Source organism: Olleya sp. NP1-10 (assembly GCF_055804415.1).
Genome location: NZ_CM147840.1, coordinates 2995260 through 3015314, shown reverse-complemented (window position 1 = coordinate 3015314; position 20055 = coordinate 2995260). Strand labels below are relative to the sequence as shown.

Sequence of the window (20055 nt, the reverse complement as noted above, 5' to 3'; positions counted from 1 at the left end):
AACACTATGATTAACGACAAAGTACTCTCCATTATTTTAGGAGGAGGTCAAGGCACAAGATTGTATCCATTAACTGCTTCACGCTCTAAACCAGCTGTACCAATAGCCGGAAAATACAGATTGGTGGATATACCAATTTCTAACTGTATAAATTCAAACATCAAACGTATGTTTGTACTAACACAGTTTAATTCTGCGTCGTTAAATAGACACATCAAAAACACGTACCATTTTAGTTTTTTTAGTTCTGCTTTTGTGGATGTATTAGCAGCCGAACAAACACCAGGAAACAAAACTTGGTTTCAAGGCACAGCAGATGCTGTTAGACAAAGTATGCATCATTTTTTAGAGCATGATTTTGAGTATGCTTTAATCCTTTCAGGAGATCAATTGTACCAAATGGATTTTAACGAAATGATAGATGCGCATATAAATGCAGGAGCAGATATATCTATAGCAACAATTCCTGTTAATGCAAAAGACGCGACCTCTTTTGGTATTTTGAAAACTAACGAGGATAACTTGATTACTTCATTTATAGAAAAACCAAATTCAGATTTATTGCCAGAATGGACCTCACCTGTGAGTCCTGATATGGAAAAACAAGGTAAAAACCATTTGGCTTCAATGGGTATTTATATTTTTAATAGAGACCTTTTAGTAGATTTAATGAATGATCCTAAAACAATAGATTTTGGTAAAGAAATCATTCCACAATCCATAAGTGCACATAAAGTCGTAAGTTATCAATACGAAGGTTATTGGACAGACATTGGTAACATAGATTCGTTTTTTGAGGCAAATATTGGTATTACGGATGATATCCCAAAATTCAATCTTTATGACATAGACCAAAGAGTGTATACACGTGCTAGAATTTTGCCAACGTCTAAAATTTCTGGTACAGCTTTAGATAAAACCGTTATTGCAGAAGGTTGTATTGTACATGCTTCTAAGATTGAAAAATCTGTAATTGGTATTAGATCTAGAATTGGTAAAGAAACCACAATTATTAATACCTATATGATGGGTAGTGATGCTTATGAGTCTTTAGAAGAAATTGAAAAAAATAATATTAAAATCTTATTAGGAATTGGTGAGCGTTGTTTTATTAAAAATGCAATTTTAGATAAAAATATCAGGATTGGTGATGATGTAAGAATTAATGGAGGACGTCATTTAGAAGATCAAGAAACAGATACTTATATTATAAAAGAAGGTATTGTAGTCATTAAAAAAGGTGCAATAATACCTAACGGATTTGTAATTTAATATATGGCAGAAGTAACAGTATTTAGCTTATTTACAGATTTTGATGTTAATCTTTTTAAAGCAGGAAAGCATTGTAAGTTGTACGAAAAGTTTGGGTCACATATTACGACTTTAAATGGAGTAGAAGGGACTTACTTTGCTGTTTGGGCACCAAGTGCTAAACAAGTGTCTGTCGTTGGAGATTTTAATTATTGGACTGAAGGCGAGCACCTTTTAAATGTACGTTGGGATGAAAGTGGTATTTGGGAAGGCTTTATACCAAATGTAGGTAAAGGCACAACTTATAAATATAAAATACAGAGCCACAATAATAATATAGTTACAGAAAAGGCAGATCCTTATGCTAGGCGTTTTGAGCATAATCCAAATACAGCCTCAATAATTTGGGATGATAATTATACATGGCAAGATGATAATTGGATGTCTAACCGGAAACAAAACAATGCGTTAGATGCACCATATTCGGTTTACGAAGTACATTTAGGATCTTGGAAAAAACAAATAGAAGACAATCGGTTTTTATCTTATGTAGAGTTGGCAGATCATTTAGTAGATTATGTCAAAGAGATGAATTTTACGCACGTCGAGTTAATGCCAATTATGGAGTTTCCCTATGATCCAAGTTGGGGATATCAAATTACAGGATATTTCGCGCCAACGTCTAGGTTTGGTTATCCAGAAGAGTTTAAATTACTAGTCGACAAACTTCATCAAAATAACATAGGCATTATTCTAGATTGGGTACCATCACATTTTCCAGAAGATGCTCATGGTTTGGGCTTTTTTGATGGATCATGTTTATATGAGCATCCAGACAAACGTAAAGGCTACCATCAAGATTGGAAAAGTTTAATCTTTAACTATGGTCGCAACGAGGTAAAATCTTTTTTAATCAGTAATGCATTGTTCTGGCTAGATCAATATCATGCAGATGGATTACGTGTAGATGCGGTTGCCTCTATGTTATTTTTAGATTACAGTAGGGAAGAAGGAGCATGGGAACCTAACATGTATGGAGGAAGAGAAAACCTAGAAGCGATAGCTTTTTTAAAAGAATTAAACACAGCAGTATACAGTAATTTTACAGATGTTCAGACTATTGCAGAAGAATCTACAGCGTTTCCAGGCGTATCAAAACCTGTTTTTTTAGGAGGCTTGGGATTTGGTATGAAATGGATGATGGGTTGGATGCATGATACACTACAATATTTTAAAAAAGAACCTATTTATAGAAAACATCATCAAAATGATATTACGTTTTCTATGACTTATGCTTTTACCGAAAATTTTATGCTACCCTTAAGTCATGACGAAGTTGTTTATGGTAAAAAATCCATCTTAGGTCGTATGCCAGGAGATGAATGGCAACGTTTTGCTAATTTAAGAGTACTTTACGGTTATATGTTTACACATCCAGGGACTAAGTTATTGTTTCAAGGAGCAGATATAGGACAAAGTGAAGAATGGAATTTTCAGCAGAGTTTAGATTGGTATTTACTGCAGTATAAACCTCATAAGGGTATTAATAACTATATAAAAGCTTTAAATAAAGTTTATAAATCACAACCAGCTTTATTTGAAAAACAATTTTCTTTTGAAGGATTTGAATGGATAGATTATGGAGATGCAGAGCACTCTGTTTTAGTATATATTAGAAAAGGTAATAAGACAAAAGATAATTTAATTATTACTTGTAATATGACACCTGTTCCTTTAGAAAATTACCGCATTGGTCTGCCTAAAAAAGGACAATTAACCGAAATTTTTAATAGTGATGATAGTTCCTATTTTGGAACAGGAGACTATAAAAATCAAACTTTAATAAGTCAATCCAAATTATGGCATTCTAGAAAAAATTCGGTTGAAATTACAATTCCTCCATTAGGGATTTCAATATTAAAATATCAATCTAAAACTAAATAAAAGGGATGCGTGTCAATATCATTTTATTAGTTTTAAGGTCTGAAAATAAAGCATTTAATAATTTTTTAAATCTAAAACGTTGTAGTTAATAATTTGTAAGAATTAACATTAGCAATGTTTTAGTAACAATATAATTTTCCGTTTTTTTACTATATATAATAATAGATAACTATGATTGTAAATACCGAATTAGAGCAAAAAGGAAATTTATTTCCATCAAGAATAATAAAGTTTCAAAAGGATGTCGATACATTATATTTTTATACCGAAAATAATGTTGTTCTTCAATTAACAGTTTTAAGAGATAGTGTATTAAGATTTAGATACACTACAACAGGTACTTTTGAAAATGATTTTTCATATGCAATTACTAAGTACGCAAGTACAGGTTATAATAAATTAGAAATCATTGAGAATGATGATTTTTATACCATCATTACTTCAAAGTTAAAATGTGAAGTTTCTAAAAAAGATGCACGAGTCACTATTTATGATGTGCTTACAGACCAAATAATTAATCAAGATGAAATAGGGTTTCATTGGGAAGAAAGTTATGAGTTTGGAGGAAACATCGTTAAGATGAGTAAAACAGTTAATGAACGTGAAAGTTATTTTGGGCTAGGGGATAAGCCAGAGCATTTAAACTTAAAAGGAAAGCGATTTCAAAATTGGGTTACAGACTCTTATGCATTTGGTAAACACACAGATCCAATATATAAGGCTATTCCGTTTTTTACAGGTTTACATCATGGTAAGGCCTATGGTATTTTCTTTGATAATACCTTTAGATCTTATTTTGATTTTGGTCAAGAACGTCGTAACGTCACAAGTTTTTGGGCTCAAGGAGGAGAGATGAACTATTATTTTATCTATGGACCTAAAATGGAAACAGTTGTAGAAAACTATACAGACCTAACAGGTAAACCACACCAATTACCACCTTTATGGGCTTTAGGTTTTCATCAATGTAAATGGAGTTATTATCCAGAAGCAGAAGTCAAAGCAATTACATCTAAGTTTAGAGAGCTTCAAATACCATGTGATGCTATTTATTTAGATATAGATTATATGGATGGTTTTAGATGTTTTACATGGAATAAAGACTATTTTCCAGATCCAAAACGCATGGTTAAAGAGTTGGCAGACGATGGGTTTAAAACCGTAGCTATTATTGATCCAGGAATTAAAATAGATCCAGAATATTCAGTATTTAAAGAAGCTTTGGATAAGGACTATTTTTGTAAACGTGCAGATGGTCCTTATATGAAAGGTAAGGTATGGCCTGGAGAATGTTTTTTTCCAGATTTTACTAAACCAGAGGTTAGAGATTGGTGGTCTGGATTATTTAAAGAGTTAGTAGAAGACATCGGTATCCAAGGTGTTTGGAATGATATGAACGAGCCTGCAGTAATGGAAGTGCCAAATAAGACTTTTCCAGATGATGTACGTCATGATTACGATGGTAATCCTTGTAGCCACAGAAAAGCACATAATGTTTATGGTATGCAAATGGCAAGAGCTACTTACCATGGCATGAAAAAGTTTAATTACCCAAAACGTCCTTTTGTAATAACTAGAGCAGCTTATTCTGGTACTCAACGCTATACTTCTACTTGGACAGGTGATAATGTAGCAACTTGGGAGCATTTATGGATTGCTAATGTTCAAGCGCAACGTATGGCAATGTCTGGGTTTAGTTTTGCTGGAAGTGATATTGGTGGATTTGCAGAGCAACCTCAAGGAGAGTTATTTACTAGATGGATTCAATTAGGGATTTTCCATCCATTTTGTCGTGTGCACTCATCAGGCGATCACGGAGATCAAGAACCTTGGGCTTTTGACGAGGATGTAACAGACGTGGTTAGAAAGTTTATTGAAATTAGATATCAACTTTTACCATATTTATATACAGCCTTTTGGAATTTGGTAGAACATGGAACACCAATTTTGAAATCTTTGGTTATGTATGACCAAGAAGATAGTCAAACGCATTATAGAACAGACGAATTTATGTATGGTAACCAAATACTAGTTTGTCCAATACAAGAGCCAAATGCTAAAGGACGCAGAATGTATATACCAAGAGGTACTTGGTATAACTTCTGGACAGATGAGGTTATACAAGGAGGAAAAGAAAAATGGGTAGATGCAGAGATAGATAGTATGCCAATTTTTATAAAAGAAGGTGCTATTATCCCTAAATACCCAAAACAACAATATGTAGACGAAAAAGTTATTGACGAAATAACCTTAGATGTGTATTATAAAAAAGGTAAAGAGTCTTCACAATTATTTGATGATGCTCACGATGGTTATGATTATACCAAAGGACGTTATAGTTTCAGAACTTTTAAATTAACAGGTAAGTCAAACGAGTTGATTTTACAACAACACAAAGAAGGAAAGTATGAAGCGACCTTTAAAACCTTCAAATTAAATATTCATGGGTTACCTTTTGAAATAAAAGAAATTCAGTTAGATAACGAAACTATTTCTATAGAACATTTAAAAGTTGATGGCACAATAGCAATGGTAGTGGATAAAAAATTCACTGAAATTCATTTAATAGGAGCATAATTATATTCTAAAAGCATTTCAAAGTATTTTTGTGTATTTAATCGATATATCAGGTGGTCTTTATAGTGTGAAATATGTTAAATTTGCCTAAGTTTTTGTAGCTTTATAGAAAGAAATAATTAAAAATAGTCATGAAATTTAAAAAATCCATAGTTGCAACATTAGTTTTACTTTTAGTAATGTCTTGTGCAACTAACCCATTTACAGGAAAAAAAACATTAGCATTTGTATCTAATGCACAATTGTTTCCTACAGCTTTTGCACAGTATAATCAGGTACTAACAGAAAGTAAAGTAGAAACAGGGACAACTCGTGCAGATATGATTAAACGTGTTGGACAACGTATTGCAGTTGCTGCAGAACGTTGGTTAAATGCCAATGGACAACAAGGTTACCTTAATGATTATAAGTGGGAATATAACTTAATTGAAGAAGATGTTGTAAACGCATGGTGTATGCCTGGAGGAAAAATAGTGTTTTACACAGGTATTTTACCAGTAGCAGCTAACGAGACTGCTGTTGCAGCAATTATGGGTCATGAAGTTGCACACGCATTAGCTAATCATGGTCAACAACGTATGAGTGCTTCTTACATTCAGCAAGGTCTAGCTGTTGCAGGAAACATTGCTATTACAGATGATAACCAACGTAATGCTTTTAATCAGTATTATGGCGTTGGATCTAATGTTTTAGGAATGTTACCATTTAGTAGAAGTCATGAAACAGAAGCAGATCGTATTGGTTTAATTTTAACTGCAATAGCAGGATATAATCCAGATGAAGCTGCAAACTTATGGAGACGTATGGCTCAAGCTAGTGGTGGATCTGCACCACCAGAGTTTTTAAGTACGCATCCAGCTAACCAAACACGTATAGATAACTTAACTGCATTGTCACCTACAGCTAAAGCAGAAGCTAAAAAATTTGGTGTCTCTAGCTTTAGACCGTTAGGTCAATATTAAGTTAGTATTAAAATATTAAATTACTTTACAAGCTGTTCTTGATATCAAGAGCAGCTTTTGTATTTTTAGGCACTAACTAATCAAAATTAAATGGAACATCTTAAAAAAGGAAGTAAAAAGTTGTTGAATGCTTGGGCATTTTATGATTGGGCAAATTCAGTATATACCTTAACTATAGCATCGTCAATATTTCCTTTGTTTTATGGAACTTTGTTTACCTCTGAAGACGAAACTATAGCTGCTTTTGGCTTTGTAATGAAGCCAACTGTGTTAATTTCAATTATTACAGCTTTTACTTTTTTAGTCGTAACTTTTACATCACCAATTTTATCTGGTATTGCAGATTATGTAGGTAATAAAAAAACTTTATGAAGTTTTTTTGTTACTTAGGTAGTTTTGGTTGTATTGGACTGTACTGGTTTTCAAAAGAAAGTATTCATGTTAGTTTATTATTCTATTTCATGGGACTGTTAGGGTATTGGGGAAGTTTAGTATTCTATAATTCCTATTTACCAGATATAGCTTTTGATGAGCAACAAGATCAAATTAGTGCCAAAGGATTTTCTTTAGGTTACATTGGTAGTGTTATATTACTTGTTGCTAATTTAGGGATGGTTATGACTCAGGAAACTGGAGCCGAAAAAGTTGAAATGATGAGGTATTCATTTATAACCGTTGGTATTTGGTGGTTAGTATTTAGTCAATACACTTTTTATATATTACCAAAAGGAGTTTCTCAAGGACATAAAGTGACAAAAGACGTATTGTTTAATGGATTTAAAGAGTTGAAAATAGTTTGGTTTCAACTAAAACAAAATTTAAGATTAAAACGCTATTTATATGCCTTTTTCGTGTTTAGTATGGCTGTGCAAACTATAATGTTAATGGCGGTTTATTTTGGAGAAAAAGAAATTGCATGGCTAGATGATGCCCAAAAAACACAAGGTTTGATTGTTAGTATATTAGTCATACAACTTGTGGCAATATTAGGAGCTATTTTAACTTCTAAAGCTTCAGCAAAATATGGTAACGTTAAAACTTTAATTGTTGTTAATATAATATGGATGCTGTTATGTTTTTACGCCTATTTTATGATTACACCAGTTCAGTTTTATATAGCAGCAGGATTTGTAGGTTTAGTTATGGGAGGTGTCCAAAGTTTAGCAAGGTCTACTTATTCAAAATTTTTACCAGATAATACTGAAGATACAACATCATATTTTAGCTTTTTTGATGTCGCAGAAAAAATAGGTATTGTTATAGGTATGACTGTTTTTGCTGTTGTAGACCAAATTAGTACGATGCGAAATGCAATTTTGTTTTTATTTATCTTTTTTTTAATTGGAATTGTATTGCTTTTTAGAGTACCAAAACAAGGAGAATTAAATTAATTATCTTAAGTTTATTGTCTAAAACTTATATAACATGAAAAAAACTTTATCGCTATTATCCTTATTATTAATTGTATTTAGTTGTGAAAACGAAGCATTAGAAGGTTTTGACCTTGAAACAAACAGTGATTCACCATTTGAAAATAATGATGTTATTGGAGAATCTGGAGGTGAGTCTACAGGTGACTATTGGCCAATGGCTACAGGAAATAAATGGACTTTTGATAACTATATTGATGGTCAACAAGAAGAAGATGGTATTATGGAAATTTCTTTACAGGAAGATTATTTAGGTTTCCCTTCTTATTTATATAGTTCTTTTTTGCCAAGTTCAACTAGTACAGACGGCTCTGTAACAGGAGATTTAGAGGTTAATTGGTATTCTAGTAAAAATGGAGGAGATTATCACATTAGTGCAGCTAGTACATCTTTTGAAGTTAGTGGTGTTTATCAAATTTCTCAATCGTCTTACAGTTTTATAATATTAAAGGACTATTTAGAAGTTGGAGAGACATGGACCAGTAATTACAGTATAACGACTTCTACAGAAGTATTAATGGATGGTTTACCTGATGTCCCAGATAGTAGCGTTAATGTAACTTATAATAATGAAATTATGGAAAAAGGGATAAGCGTTGAGGTTAATGGTACTACTTATAGTCCAGTAATTAAAGTTAAAGCAAACTCTACATATCAAGTAGCTGGATTACCGGATAGTTCAGCTGAATACTTTTATTATTTTGCAGAAGATGTAGGTCTTATTAAATACGAAGGAAATGTTTACGATGGTGATGATAGTATTACAACTTCTGTTTTAGCAGAACTAAACGAAGTTATTTTAAACTAAAATATTATAATTAGAAAAAAGAAAGCCACTATTTAATAGTGGCTTTTTTTGTAATAATACTGGTATTTAGTATAAATTCCAATTCCCTTCTTTATAGTAAGTATATAATTTAGGGTTAAAAATAGTGTTGATTTTAATGTTTGTTGTGTCAGACAAAGGTTTGCCAAATGATGTTAGTAAGTGTATAGATTGATTATTTAACCATTTTAAAGAGTCAATTTTAGATACATCTATATTTTGTATTTGTTGGCTAGAAATTTTTTGTTTGCTACCTATAATCCAACCCCATTCTCCAAGAGTTAAAATTTGATTATGTAAGGGTATAGTATTAAAATTAGCTGCTTGCATAGTTTTTTCAATACAATAAAAAGCTTTAGTTGCATAGTATGGACTGCCACTTTGAGTAATCATTATTCCATTTTTTGTTAACCTTTGACTGCATAGTAGATAAAACTCTTTGGTGTATAGTTTATTTAAATCAACATTATTAGGGTCAGGAAGATCAACAAAAATCACATCATAATCAATTGTTTTATTTTCTAAAAAAGTAAAAGCATCTGCAGCAATTGTTTTTATTTTAGAGTTGTTTAAAGCATTGTTGTTTAGTGATTTAAAAGTTTTGTTGTTTTTTCCTAATTCCAACATAACTGGATCTAAATCAACTAAAGTTATTGTTTCAATATTATCATATTTTAAAACCTCTCTAGCTAAACAGCCATCTCCACCACCTAAAATTAAAATATTATTTTTTTCGGCTAAATTCATAGTCATGTGAGCCATAGGCTCGTGATACATAAATTCGTCAAATGAAGATAATTGCTGATTACCATTTATGTATAAGGAGTGCCATTCATTCCATTTAGTAATTACAATTTTTTGATATTTTGTTTGTTGGCTAAAAACAATTTTATCTTTGTATTTTGCTTGTTCTCCATATTGTATAATAGGATTAGCAAAATAGATACCTAAAGCAATACAGCTTGTAACAACTATGTATGCTAATATTAAGGTTTTTTTTATTTTAGTTGAAAAAGTGTCTTTTAAAACTACAAATAGCCAAAATGACACACTTAGGTTTAGAAAACCTAAAATAAAAGGAGTGTAAGTTAAACCTAAGTAGGGCAGACCTACAAAAGCAAAAAATAAGCCTCCAATTAGACTTCCAAAATAGTCTTTTTCTAAAATATTAGAGATGTTAAGTCTAAGCTCTTCGTAATCATCATTAATACGTGTAGCAAGTGGTATTTCTAAACCAATTAACAATCCAATTAGTATGGAAAACATATATATTATTAACCATGAAAAATCTGTATATCCATAAATTAAATAACAAATTATAGCTGAAAAAGATATAAATACAGATAATACTAACTCAGTAATTACAAATGATAGGACGACGTTACCAGTAAATAGTCTAGATAACCGACTACCTAAGCCCATTGCAAATAACATAATAGAAACAATTAAAGTGAATTGCAATATTGCGTTACCAATAAAGTATGATGCCAAAGTAGATAGTATATATTCTGCGACAATACCACTTAATCCTGTTGCAAATAATGCAATTTTTAATGCAAATGATTTTTGCTTTTTTGTGTATCCCAAAATATCTATTTTCCTATTCCACCTGATCTAGATCGTGTACTTGATCCTGATTTGTACCTAGAAGAGCTTCTACTTGTTCTTTTTTCTAGATTATTCCAACTGGTAGAGTTTTGACTTTTTCTTGTAAAAAATGAAGGTCTTGATTTTTTTGATAACTACTTCTGGTACCATGAGTATAAGTATTATTGTTATTTTGCCCATAATAACTTCTTCCAGAGGTATTATACGTTCTGTAATTATTATAATCATTTCTAAAAAAACTTCTTCTTGAGCCTAACCATAACCAGAAGAAAGGACTAGTAGAATGAGTTCTCCAGCGTCCATGAGATGATGTGCCATGAGATTTAGTACTTGTACTGTCTGTAGAAGTTTCTTCCCATTCACCATGTGCACTATTACCAATTGCCCAACCATAACCAACAGGTTGTGCCAATGTGGAAACTTTACCATTATGTCTAGATAAAATTTCCATTCCTAAATCATTTTTATGGTTTAAAAAAGCTTTGATTAACTACAGACCAATCTTTGTCAGTACTATGTAAGGAGTCGTTTTTTAATTCTAATACCTTGTATTTGTGCTTATGTACTATTAAATTTTCTGTTTCATCAATCTTCATATCATCTAAAACAATTGAAAAATCGTTGTTAGCTATACTTTTTAATATGGCTTGAGAAGGTTCAATAGTAATTGTTTTAATTTCTTTATCAGAAGAACTACAGGATATAAATAAGATGCTAATTATAGTAGTATATATAAGATGTTTAGTCATTTTATAAAGTGTTTATGTTAGTTATTTTTTTGGTTTAATTTCTTCTCCAATAAAGCTTTCGATGCTACCATCATTCCATTTTTCAATAGTAATGCATTTAGCTTTAAAGTAAAACTGATAACTTGTAAGGTTTTCTGTACTTGTAAAAGTAGTCATATTTCTATAAGATCCTGAGTATGTTTCTTCTAATTTATATTTCTTGTTTTCAAATAATAAATAGCCATCTACAATGATTAAATCTAAATTTATATTATTTAAAGTTAAAGCTTCACTGTAAATGACTTCAAATTTTCCTCTGTAAAATTCTACTTCTAAAAATGCTTTTTTATCAGAATTTTCAATTGTATATTCAACACTCATGTTACCAGAATTCCAGCTATATTCTGCAATTTCAATGATGTCCCATTGTTGTTTAAATAGTTTAAACGAAAAGCCAACTTTAAGTTTATTTAATGGGTATTGTTCTTTGTTTGCAAACATTATTCTATAATTTCTTTTTTACAATGCGGACAAAAGCATCGTTGTGATTTTTTTGATTTCTAATTTCTTCAATATAAGCAGAGCTAATTATACCTGTAGGTAGTGCAACAAAACCAATACCTAACAGGGCAATAACAGCACTCATTATTTTGCCCAAACCTGTTATTGGGTAAATATCACCATACCCTACAGTTGTAAGTGTTGCAACTGCCCACCAAAGGGCTTGACCAATGTTTTCAAAAGCTTCTGGTTGTGCTTTATTTTCAATATAAAACATTAATGTAGAGGCTATTATTAATAGTATAAAAACTAAAATTGCTGATACCAAAATTTCGTTTTTTGTCTTAACAATAACAGACCTTATAACTGCTAAACTTTTAAAATTACGGTTTAATTTTAAAACTCTAAGTAGCCTAAACAAACGTAACAATCTAATAATTCTTAAGTCTAAAGTGACAATAAATGGAAGATAAAAAGGTAAAATAGAGGCTAAGTCTACAAGACCCATAAATGAAAATATGTATTTTAATCTAGCTTTTGTAGGTGATAATTTGGGATAAATTAAATCTGAAACCCAAATACGAATAATATATTCAGTTGAAAATATTATAATTGAAAAGAGCTCAATAAAAGTGAATACAAACTTATATTTAGTATAAATCGATTGGTAGGATTCTAGTATGATTGCTAGAACGTTAATTAAAATTAAAACAGAAATAAAATATTCTAAAAAAGCTTCACCTTTTGCATTTCCTTTTTCGTCATCAAAATAATTAGCTATTGTTTTTTTTAAACTCATAGTTATATTATTTTGGTTAGAAAACCTCTTTGAGAAAATTGTTGTTCTATTTTATCAGATTTAAATTGTTTTTGAATCCATAAAATACCTTCTTCTAAATCGTTAAAAGTACTACAAGTAAAAAAATCTAGAGCCACATAGTTGTGTTCAGGCCAAGTATGTATGGCAATATGACTTTCTTTAATAACAATAACTCCACTGATACCAATTGGAGAAAACTGATGTATTGTGGTATTAACAATGTTTAACTGCATTAATTTAGCAGCTTTTTCTAATATGTCAGTAATTGCAGAAACAGAATTAATGATGTCGTGGTTACAATTATAAAAATCTACAGTGGTTTGATATCCTAAGCTTTTTTGCATAGCTCAAATATAATATTCCTGTAGGAATATTTTTAAATCATAAAAAAAGATTTACCAATAAAAGTAAAAAGCCATTACTTGTTTGACAAATAATGGCTTTTAAAACTTATGTTAAGGGACTCTAGTCGCTAATATCTCCAGATCCAGTGATTTTTTTATCAACATTTGAAGGATTACCTTTATAATGTATATCTCCAGAACCTGTTACTTTAGCTTTTAAACTATTATTGCTGTATACTTTTATACCTCCAGAACCTGTAACTTTTGCTTCGGTATTATCGGATTGTAATTTTTCTCCATGAAAATCTCCAGAACCTGTAACGCTAGCGTTTAAGTTTTTAGTGTTTCCTGTTAATGTTAGATCTCCAGAACCTGTTACACTACCTTCAATAGATGAGGATTGTACATCTAAAGTAACATCTCCAGAACCTGATACTCTAGCTTCAAATTTTTTGGAGTTAATAGTTGTATTAGAGGTAACATCTCCAGAACCTGATAATGTTACTTTGTCAATATCTTCAAACGGAACAGTAATTTTAATGGTTTTGTTTCCGCTAGGTTTTAAGTTTATATTGTTTTCAATTTTAATTATTAAGCTGTTAGATTTAACTTCAGTTGTAATATAGTTTAATAAGTTTTCTTCTCCTTCTAAAATAATAGTGCCTTCTGTACCAGAGACCAATTCAAAATCCATCCAACCTGCTAATTTAATGGCATCATAATCTGATGTAGATCTTTTTATTGTGGTGTAATTTCCGTTACCTTTTATCTTTTTTCCGTTTCCCCATTGTGCATTACAAGAGGTCAAACTCATTACAGTTAAGGCTAAGACTAGTGTTGTTTTTAATAGTTTCATGATGATTGATTATTTATTGTTAATTGATTATTTTTTATCAAAGGTTACGCTTCCGTATTCTGAGTTTATTCTAATTAAATTACCAGAGGTATTGCTGTTATGGTAACCTGTGTAATATTTGTCTGAGTTTTTGATGCTTTTGGTTTGTATATTAAAGTCGTCTTCTCCTTTAAGGTTACCATATTCAAGATTGATATCAAAATCAAAAGCATAATCAGGATCAATACCAATTTTGATACCTACATAATCAGATTCAATAGTGACATCACCTGCATTTTTATTCATCTTTCCTATTTTGATAGAACCATAATCTGCATTAAGATTTACATTTTTGTAAACATCACCTAGCACTACAGTAAGATAGTTTCCGTTACCAGAAATGGTGTTTAATTTATTTACCCTTAGGCTACCATAGTCACAATTATATTTTATGTTTTCTGCTATTTCAACTAAAGACTTAGTATAATCAGCAATAATAGTAAGCTCTTTAGTTTTTGCGACTGTAAAACCACTGTAATCCGCATTGATTTTTCCACTTTTGATGTATTCAAAATAACTATTATTAGTGTAGTCAAACTTGATTATGTTGTTATCTGCAAGTAACTCTTTAGTTGTTATTTTACCATAATCACAGCTAATTTCAGCACGACCTTTAAGTGTGTCTACAGTTATATTACCGTAGTCGTTATTTAGGTTTACATTATTAGTAATTGGTAGTTTTATTATGTAATTAATTTTCATGTTTACATCGTCATTACTAGACCAATTCCACCAAGAGCTTTTTTCTTTTTACCAATAATAGTTTCAGCAGACACATAACTTGACGTAGCAGAAAAGGTTACATCTATTTCATTTAAACGTTTTTGTACATCTTCTAAATCATTACCATTGGTAGTGATTGTAACTTCAATAGCAATGGTGTTTCCTGTCCATGTAACAATATCTAAATTTCCATATTTGTTAGCTACTTTTAATGTAGCATTGTCACTTACAGTATATTCTTTATTAATTTTTTTAGTTTTAGTGTGTTTACCTTCCCAAGTACCATTATTTGCTATTGCAAATACAGGTAATAAAAGACAAAGTGTTAGTTTATATAGTAGTTTCATAGGAGTTTTGTTTTAAGTTTTTAACCGCTTCAATTTGTAACAATGTACTTTGTAGTAGGTCTATTCGGTTTTGAAAATTGGTAATCATAGCGTAAATAACACGTTGGTCTTCGCCACTTTCAATTAGGTTTAATTTTAAGTTTTGGTATTCAGTTTCAAGTTGTTCTAAACGTGTTAAAGCATCGTTTACTAGTTTTTGTGTTTCAGGACTTTTTTCTGTGTTTAGTTTATTTAATTCAAAAGCTATAGTGTTAGAAAAAAAGTTTTGTGTCTCTGCTAATTCGGGAGATATACTTGCTAAATCCTTTGTTTTCTGTTCTGGTTTTAAATTAAACGTTAGCGTAACTATTAATACTATAGATGCTGCTACAGCTAATAGTGGCTTCCAGTAAGTCTTTTTAGTATGTGCTACTACAGTTTCGGTTTTGGAACTGTTTAGCTTATCTAAAAACCGCTGTTGGTGTCCTAAATTTGGGGTTTCGACATCAAATTGATTGTCTAAACTTTTAAATAAATTATCTATATCGTTGTTCATAACAATTAGTTTAATTGTTCTAATTTTTTTCTTAAACTCTCTTTTGCTCTAGAGACTGTTGTTCTGCAATTAGCATAGCTAATTTCCATTATTTGGCTAATTTCTTCGTAATCATATCCTTCAATTAAATGTAGGGTTAGTGCAATTTTATAATTAGATTTTAATTGGTTTAAATGGTCTAAAATTTGTTTTGCTTTAACAGATGTTATTTCGGTTGTTGTGTCTACACCTTGATGGTCTTCAATTTTGTATAATACATCGTCCAATCCAACTTCTCCGTTTTTTTTATTTTTATTAAAAGCTTGTATGCTATTATTAACAACTATACGCTTTAACCAAGCAGTAAATGTGCTAATTTCTTTTAGTTTTTCAAGCTTAGTAAATGCGGTCAAAAAGGACTCTTGCATTATATCTTCAGCTTCAAAACTATTGTTTACAATTCTATAAGACGTATTGTACATGGCTTTGTAATATCTGTTATATATTTCCAATTGCGCTAATTGGTTTCCAGATATGCAAAGCGTTACAAGTTGCTCTATAGTATGTTTGGTTAGTGTCAAAAATGGTTTGTTTTATATAAAGAGGAAAGTTAAAACAGTTTGTTACACTTTTTTTTAAAAAAATATTTTTATTTAAAATAATCATCAAGTTCTATTTAATGCTAAAAACATTATTGTGGCACATTAATTGAATTTTTAATACTGAAAGTATGCTACATTATATTGATAAGCTTAATCATATCAACATAATAGCAAATTTTAAGTTTAATATTAAAAAAAGAAATAGTCCATTTGAAACTATTTTAGTGACATTTTGACTTATATATATATCTATGAAAAAATCAAACTTTATTTCACTTGACAGTTTGTCATTACAAGACTTTGATGAAAACTCAGAGCTAATACCGTTAATGACTCCAGAAGATGAAGAAAAAATAGCTAAAGAAGAGCTGCCAGAATCTTTGCCTATTTTATCATTACGTAACACCGTATTATTTCCAGGTGTTGTAATCCCAATTACAGCAGGTAGAGATAAGTCTATAAAATTAATTAATGATGCCAATAAAGGCGGAAAAGTTATTGGTGTAGTGTCTCAGATTGATGAAGCTGTTGAAGACCCAAAAGCTGAGGATTTACATAAAATAGGTACAGTTGCCAGAATTTTAAAGGTATTAAAAATGCCTGATGGTAATACAACAGTTATCATACAAGGTAAAAAACGCTTTGAAATAGATCAAGTTATTACTGAAGAGCCTTACATTAAAGCTACAGTAAAAGAAGTGCCTCAAGCAAAACCAGCAGCTAAAAATAAAGAGTTTGCTGCCATTATTGATAGTATTAAAGAGCTTGCAGTACAAATTATTAAGGATAGTCCAAATATCCCAACAGAAGCAACGTTTGCTATTAAAAATATTGAAAGCGATTCGTTTTTAATAAACTTTGTCTCGTCTAACATGAATTTAAAAGTAGACGAAAAACAAGCGCTTTTAGAAATGAATCATCTTAAAGAGCGTGCTTTAGAAACACTACGTTACATGAACGTCGAGTTTCAAAAACTAGAACTTAAAAACGATATTCAGTCTAAAGTACAAAGCGATTTAAACCAACAACAACGTGAGTACTTTTTAAATCAGCAATTAAAAACCATTCAAGAAGAACTTGGAGGTGGTAATGCTGAGGAGATTGAAGACATGAAAAGACGTGCTAAAACTAAAAAATGGGACGAGAAAGTTGGGAAACATTTTGATAAAGAATTAGCTAAAATGCAACGTATGAATCCTCAGGTAGCCGAGTATTCTATACAACGTAATTACCTAGATTTATTTTTAGATTTACCTTGGAGTTCTTTTAGTAAAGATAAATTTGATTTACAACGTGCTGAAAAAATATTAGATCGTGATCATTATGGATTAGATGATGTTAAAAAACGTATTATCGAGCATCTTGCTGTTTTAAAACTACGTAACGATATGAAATCTCCAATTCTTTGTCTTTACGGACCTCCAGGAGTTGGTAAAACATCGTTAGGTAAATCTATAGCAGAAGCTTTAGGTCGTGAATATGTACGCATGAGTTTAGGTGGTTTGCGTGATGAGGCTGAGATTAGAGGACACCGTAAAACATACATTGGTGCTATGCCAGGACGTATTTTACAAAGCCTTAAAAAAGCAGGTACATCAAATCCGGTTTTTGTTTTAGATGAAATCGATAAGCTTTCAAACTCTCATCAAGGTGATCCATCGTCTGCATTGTTAGAAGTTTTAGATCCAGAACAAAATGGCGAGTTTCATGATAATTTCCTAGAAATGGGATACGATTTATCTAAAGTCATGTTTATTGCGACGTCAAATAGCTTAAATACTATTCAGCCTGCTTTAAGAGACAGAATGGAAATAATTAACGTTACGGGTTATACTATTGAAGAAAAAGTAGAAATTGCTAAACGTCATTTATTACCAAAACAATTAAAAGAACACGGTTTAACAGATAAGCACTTAAAAATAGGTAAGCCTCAACTTGAAAAAATAGTAGAAGGTTACACACGTGAGTCTGGTGTACGTGGTTTAGAAAAACAAATTGCTAAAATGGTGCGTTATGCTGCCAAAAATATAGCGATGGAACAGGACTATAATATTAAAATTTCAAACGAAAATATTATTGAAGTTTTAGGTGGTCCAAAACTAGAACGCGATAAATACGAAAACAACAATGTTGCAGGAGTTGTTACAGGTTTAGCTTGGACTAGAGTAGGAGGAGATATCTTGTTTATAGAATCTATTTTATCTAAAGGTAAAGGTGCTTTAAATATTACAGGTAACTTAGGTAAGGTAATGAAGGAGTCGTCTACCATTGCAATGGAATACATTAAAGCGCATGCTGAGGAATTAAATATTAAACCAGAGGTGTTTGAAAAATATAATGTTCATATCCACGTGCCAGAAGGAGCAACACCAAAAGATGGACCTAGTGCAGGTGTAACGATGTTAACTTCTTTAGTATCATTATTTACTCAGCGTAAAGTTAAGAAAAGTCTTGCTATGACAGGCGAAATTACCCTTCGTGGTAAAGTTTTACCAGTTGGAGGGATAAAAGAAAAAATATTAGCAGCAAAACGAGCAAGAATTAAAGAAATACTACTTTGTGAAGATAACAGACGTGATATTGAAGACATCAAACCAGAATATTTAAAAGGATTAACCTTTCATTACGTTTCTGATATGATGGATGTTGTTAAAATTGCAATTACGGATCAAAAAGTAAAACAAGCTAAAAAAATATAAATAATAAAAATAACACCAATTCAGTAGTTTAAACTATTGTAGTAATACTGTTTTTAAACTGAATAAGTATTACCTTAAAACAACTTTAAGTTGACACAAAAAAAGCTCTTTTATTTTAAAAGGGCTTTTTTTATTCAAAACTAATTAGAGTATTACAATAATTGTCAATAGTTTATATTTGTTAAAATAAATCAAATAATTACAATGAAAAACATATTAGTTATAGTCATGTTTTTAAGTGCATATATTGCAAGAGCACAAGATAATCTAGAGGAATTTTTGCCAATTATAGTTGAAGATAAAGAAGCCTTCATGTCTACTAAAACAGGTGAATATGTTTTTAGGGCTCATGATAAAACTAATGCTGAGCAATTAAAAACAACACCAAACGGAGTTGTCTATATTGATGTTGTAGTGCACCAAGTAAAAAAAGGAGAAACGCTAACGACACTATCAAAAAAATATGATATCGATGAAGCACAAATCAAAAAAGATAATGCGTTAAAATTAAATACATTAAAGTCAGGTCAAAATATAAAAATTATTCATCGTGTTTTAGTGCCTTCAAGTAGTCCAGTTATTAGTTATGTTGGAGAAGAACGCGTTATAGCAAAACTTAGACCTGGTCAATCACCTTCAACAATTGCTCCACCACCAACACAGTCAACACAAGTTGTGGTTCAAGCGACAACTTCAGATAAAACAACTAGTCCTGATGCTAAAAAAGTTATAAAAAAGAAAAGCACTTACTCTAAACCATTAATGGTACCTGTTGTTGATAATAGTAACGAGAATAGTATAGATGACCATGACTCAAAAGAGGTCGCTAAGGCTGAAAAAAAATTAGCTAAAGCGAAAAAGAAATTAGAAGCAGCTAAAAGAAAAGAAGAAAAAGCAAAGGAAAAAGAAAGATTAAAAGCTGAAAAAAAGGCAAGAAAAGAGGTTCAAGAAGTTGTGATTCAGGAAAAAAATGAAACTGTAGTCTCTGAATCTTTTAAAAATGAATTAGCAACAATTGAAAAAGAAGAGGAAAAAGTTAAAGAATTAATTGAAGTTGAAAAACAAAAAGAAGCTTCTGAGACTAAAAAAAATATAGGAACAAATAACTATCAAGAAGGTGTTGATTATCATACTGTTGTTAAAGGTGATAATTTGTTTAGACTTTCTAAAAAATACAATACTACGGTTAAAAAGTTAACAGAACTAAACAACGTAAAATTCAATAATTTACAAATAGGACAAAAGCTAAAATTGAAGTAAAAAAATAAATGTTCTTTATCTGCG

The 20055-nt window shown here is 30.8% G+C and carries 18 protein-coding genes and 1 pseudogene; 8 read left to right on the top strand and 11 right to left on the bottom strand.

Annotated features, from left to right (window positions below; translation table 11 throughout):
• Positions 1-6: 6 nt before the first annotated feature.
• The 6 genes and pseudogenes from AC0L4B_RS14155 to AC0L4B_RS14130 all read left to right on the top strand — a co-directional run bounded on the left by AC0L4B_RS14155 (position 7) and on the right by AC0L4B_RS14130 (position 8972).
• Positions 7-1272: a glucose-1-phosphate adenylyltransferase gene (locus AC0L4B_RS14155; RefSeq protein WP_473437495.1), complete on the top strand. Its 1266-nt coding sequence runs from the start codon at positions 7-9 to the stop codon at positions 1270-1272.
• A 3-nt stretch (positions 1273-1275) separates the two neighbouring features.
• Positions 1276-3195, top strand: coding sequence for a 1,4-alpha-glucan branching protein GlgB (gene glgB, locus AC0L4B_RS14150; protein ID WP_473437494.1), 1920 nt, complete (start codon positions 1276-1278; stop codon positions 3193-3195).
• A 171-nt stretch (positions 3196-3366) separates the two neighbouring features.
• A complete protein-coding gene (locus AC0L4B_RS14145; RefSeq protein WP_473437493.1) occupies positions 3367-5772 on the top strand; it encodes a glycoside hydrolase family 31 protein in 2406 nt (801 codons plus the stop codon).
• Between the two features lie 131 nt (positions 5773-5903).
• A complete protein-coding gene (locus AC0L4B_RS14140) occupies positions 5904-6734 on the top strand; it encodes a M48 family metallopeptidase (RefSeq protein ID WP_028290912.1) in 831 nt (276 codons plus the stop codon).
• A gap of 90 nt (positions 6735-6824) precedes the next feature.
• Positions 6825-8125 (top strand): annotated as a pseudogene (locus AC0L4B_RS14135) (MFS transporter).
• Positions 8126-8159: 34 nt separating this feature from the next.
• Complete coding sequence (locus AC0L4B_RS14130) at positions 8160-8972, top strand: hypothetical protein (RefSeq protein WP_473437492.1); 813 nt, start codon at positions 8160-8162, stop codon at positions 8970-8972.
• Positions 8973-9038: 66 nt separating this feature from the next.
• Here AC0L4B_RS14130 and AC0L4B_RS14125 read toward each other — a convergent pair whose 3' ends face one another.
• The 11 genes from AC0L4B_RS14125 to AC0L4B_RS14075 form a co-directional block, all read right to left on the bottom strand.
• Positions 9039-10577, bottom strand: coding sequence for a polyamine aminopropyltransferase (locus tag AC0L4B_RS14125; RefSeq protein WP_473437491.1), 1539 nt, complete (start codon positions 10575-10577; stop codon positions 9039-9041).
• An 85-nt stretch (positions 10578-10662) separates the two neighbouring features.
• A complete protein-coding gene (locus tag AC0L4B_RS14120; RefSeq protein WP_473437490.1) occupies positions 10663-11049 on the bottom strand; it encodes a hypothetical protein in 387 nt (128 codons plus the stop codon).
• A 13-nt stretch (positions 11050-11062) separates the two neighbouring features.
• The gene (locus AC0L4B_RS14115; protein ID WP_473437489.1) at positions 11063-11347 is read right to left on the bottom strand and encodes a hypothetical protein; all 285 of its coding nucleotides are present in this window, start codon (positions 11345-11347) and stop codon (positions 11063-11065) included.
• A gap of 21 nt (positions 11348-11368) precedes the next feature.
• Complete coding sequence (locus AC0L4B_RS14110) at positions 11369-11827, bottom strand: DUF4178 domain-containing protein (RefSeq protein ID WP_473437488.1); 459 nt, start codon at positions 11825-11827, stop codon at positions 11369-11371.
• Between the two features lie 4 nt (positions 11828-11831).
• The gene (locus AC0L4B_RS14105; protein ID WP_473437487.1) at positions 11832-12626 is read right to left on the bottom strand and encodes an ion transporter; all 795 of its coding nucleotides are present in this window, start codon (positions 12624-12626) and stop codon (positions 11832-11834) included.
• A gap of 2 nt (positions 12627-12628) precedes the next feature.
• Complete coding sequence (gene speD / locus AC0L4B_RS14100) at positions 12629-12991, bottom strand: adenosylmethionine decarboxylase (protein WP_473437486.1); 363 nt, start codon at positions 12989-12991, stop codon at positions 12629-12631.
• A gap of 121 nt (positions 12992-13112) precedes the next feature.
• Positions 13113-13847 (bottom strand): head GIN domain-containing protein, encoded by a 735-nt coding sequence (locus AC0L4B_RS14095; protein ID WP_473437485.1) that lies wholly within the window; start codon positions 13845-13847, stop codon positions 13113-13115.
• Between the two features lie 27 nt (positions 13848-13874).
• Positions 13875-14588 carry a DUF4097 family beta strand repeat-containing protein gene (locus tag AC0L4B_RS14090; protein WP_473437484.1) on the bottom strand — a complete coding sequence of 238 codons (714 nt, stop codon included), beginning with the start codon at positions 14586-14588 and terminating at the stop codon, positions 13875-13877.
• Positions 14589-14590: 2 nt separating this feature from the next.
• Positions 14591-14956, bottom strand: coding sequence for a hypothetical protein (locus AC0L4B_RS14085; protein ID WP_473437483.1), 366 nt, complete (start codon positions 14954-14956; stop codon positions 14591-14593).
• On the bottom strand, positions 14940-15491 hold the full coding sequence (locus AC0L4B_RS14080) for a hypothetical protein (protein ID WP_473437482.1): 552 nt from the start codon (positions 15489-15491) through the stop codon (positions 14940-14942). Before AC0L4B_RS14080 ends, AC0L4B_RS14085 begins: the two co-directional genes overlap by 17 nt.
• A gap of 5 nt (positions 15492-15496) precedes the next feature.
• Entirely contained in the window at positions 15497-16051 is a 555-nt protein-coding gene (locus tag AC0L4B_RS14075; RefSeq protein WP_028290901.1) for an RNA polymerase sigma factor, read from the bottom strand.
• A 272-nt stretch (positions 16052-16323) separates the two neighbouring features.
• On the opposite strand from AC0L4B_RS14075, the gene lon reads away from it, so the two are divergent.
• Together lon and AC0L4B_RS14065 are read left to right on the top strand one after the other, a co-directional pair.
• Positions 16324-18771 carry an endopeptidase La gene (gene lon / locus AC0L4B_RS14070; RefSeq protein WP_473437481.1) on the top strand — a complete coding sequence of 816 codons (2448 nt, stop codon included), beginning with the start codon at positions 16324-16326 and terminating at the stop codon, positions 18769-18771.
• A gap of 204 nt (positions 18772-18975) precedes the next feature.
• Entirely contained in the window at positions 18976-20031 is a 1056-nt protein-coding gene (locus tag AC0L4B_RS14065; protein ID WP_473437480.1) for a LysM peptidoglycan-binding domain-containing protein, read from the top strand.
• Positions 20032-20055: the final 24 nt, after the last annotated feature.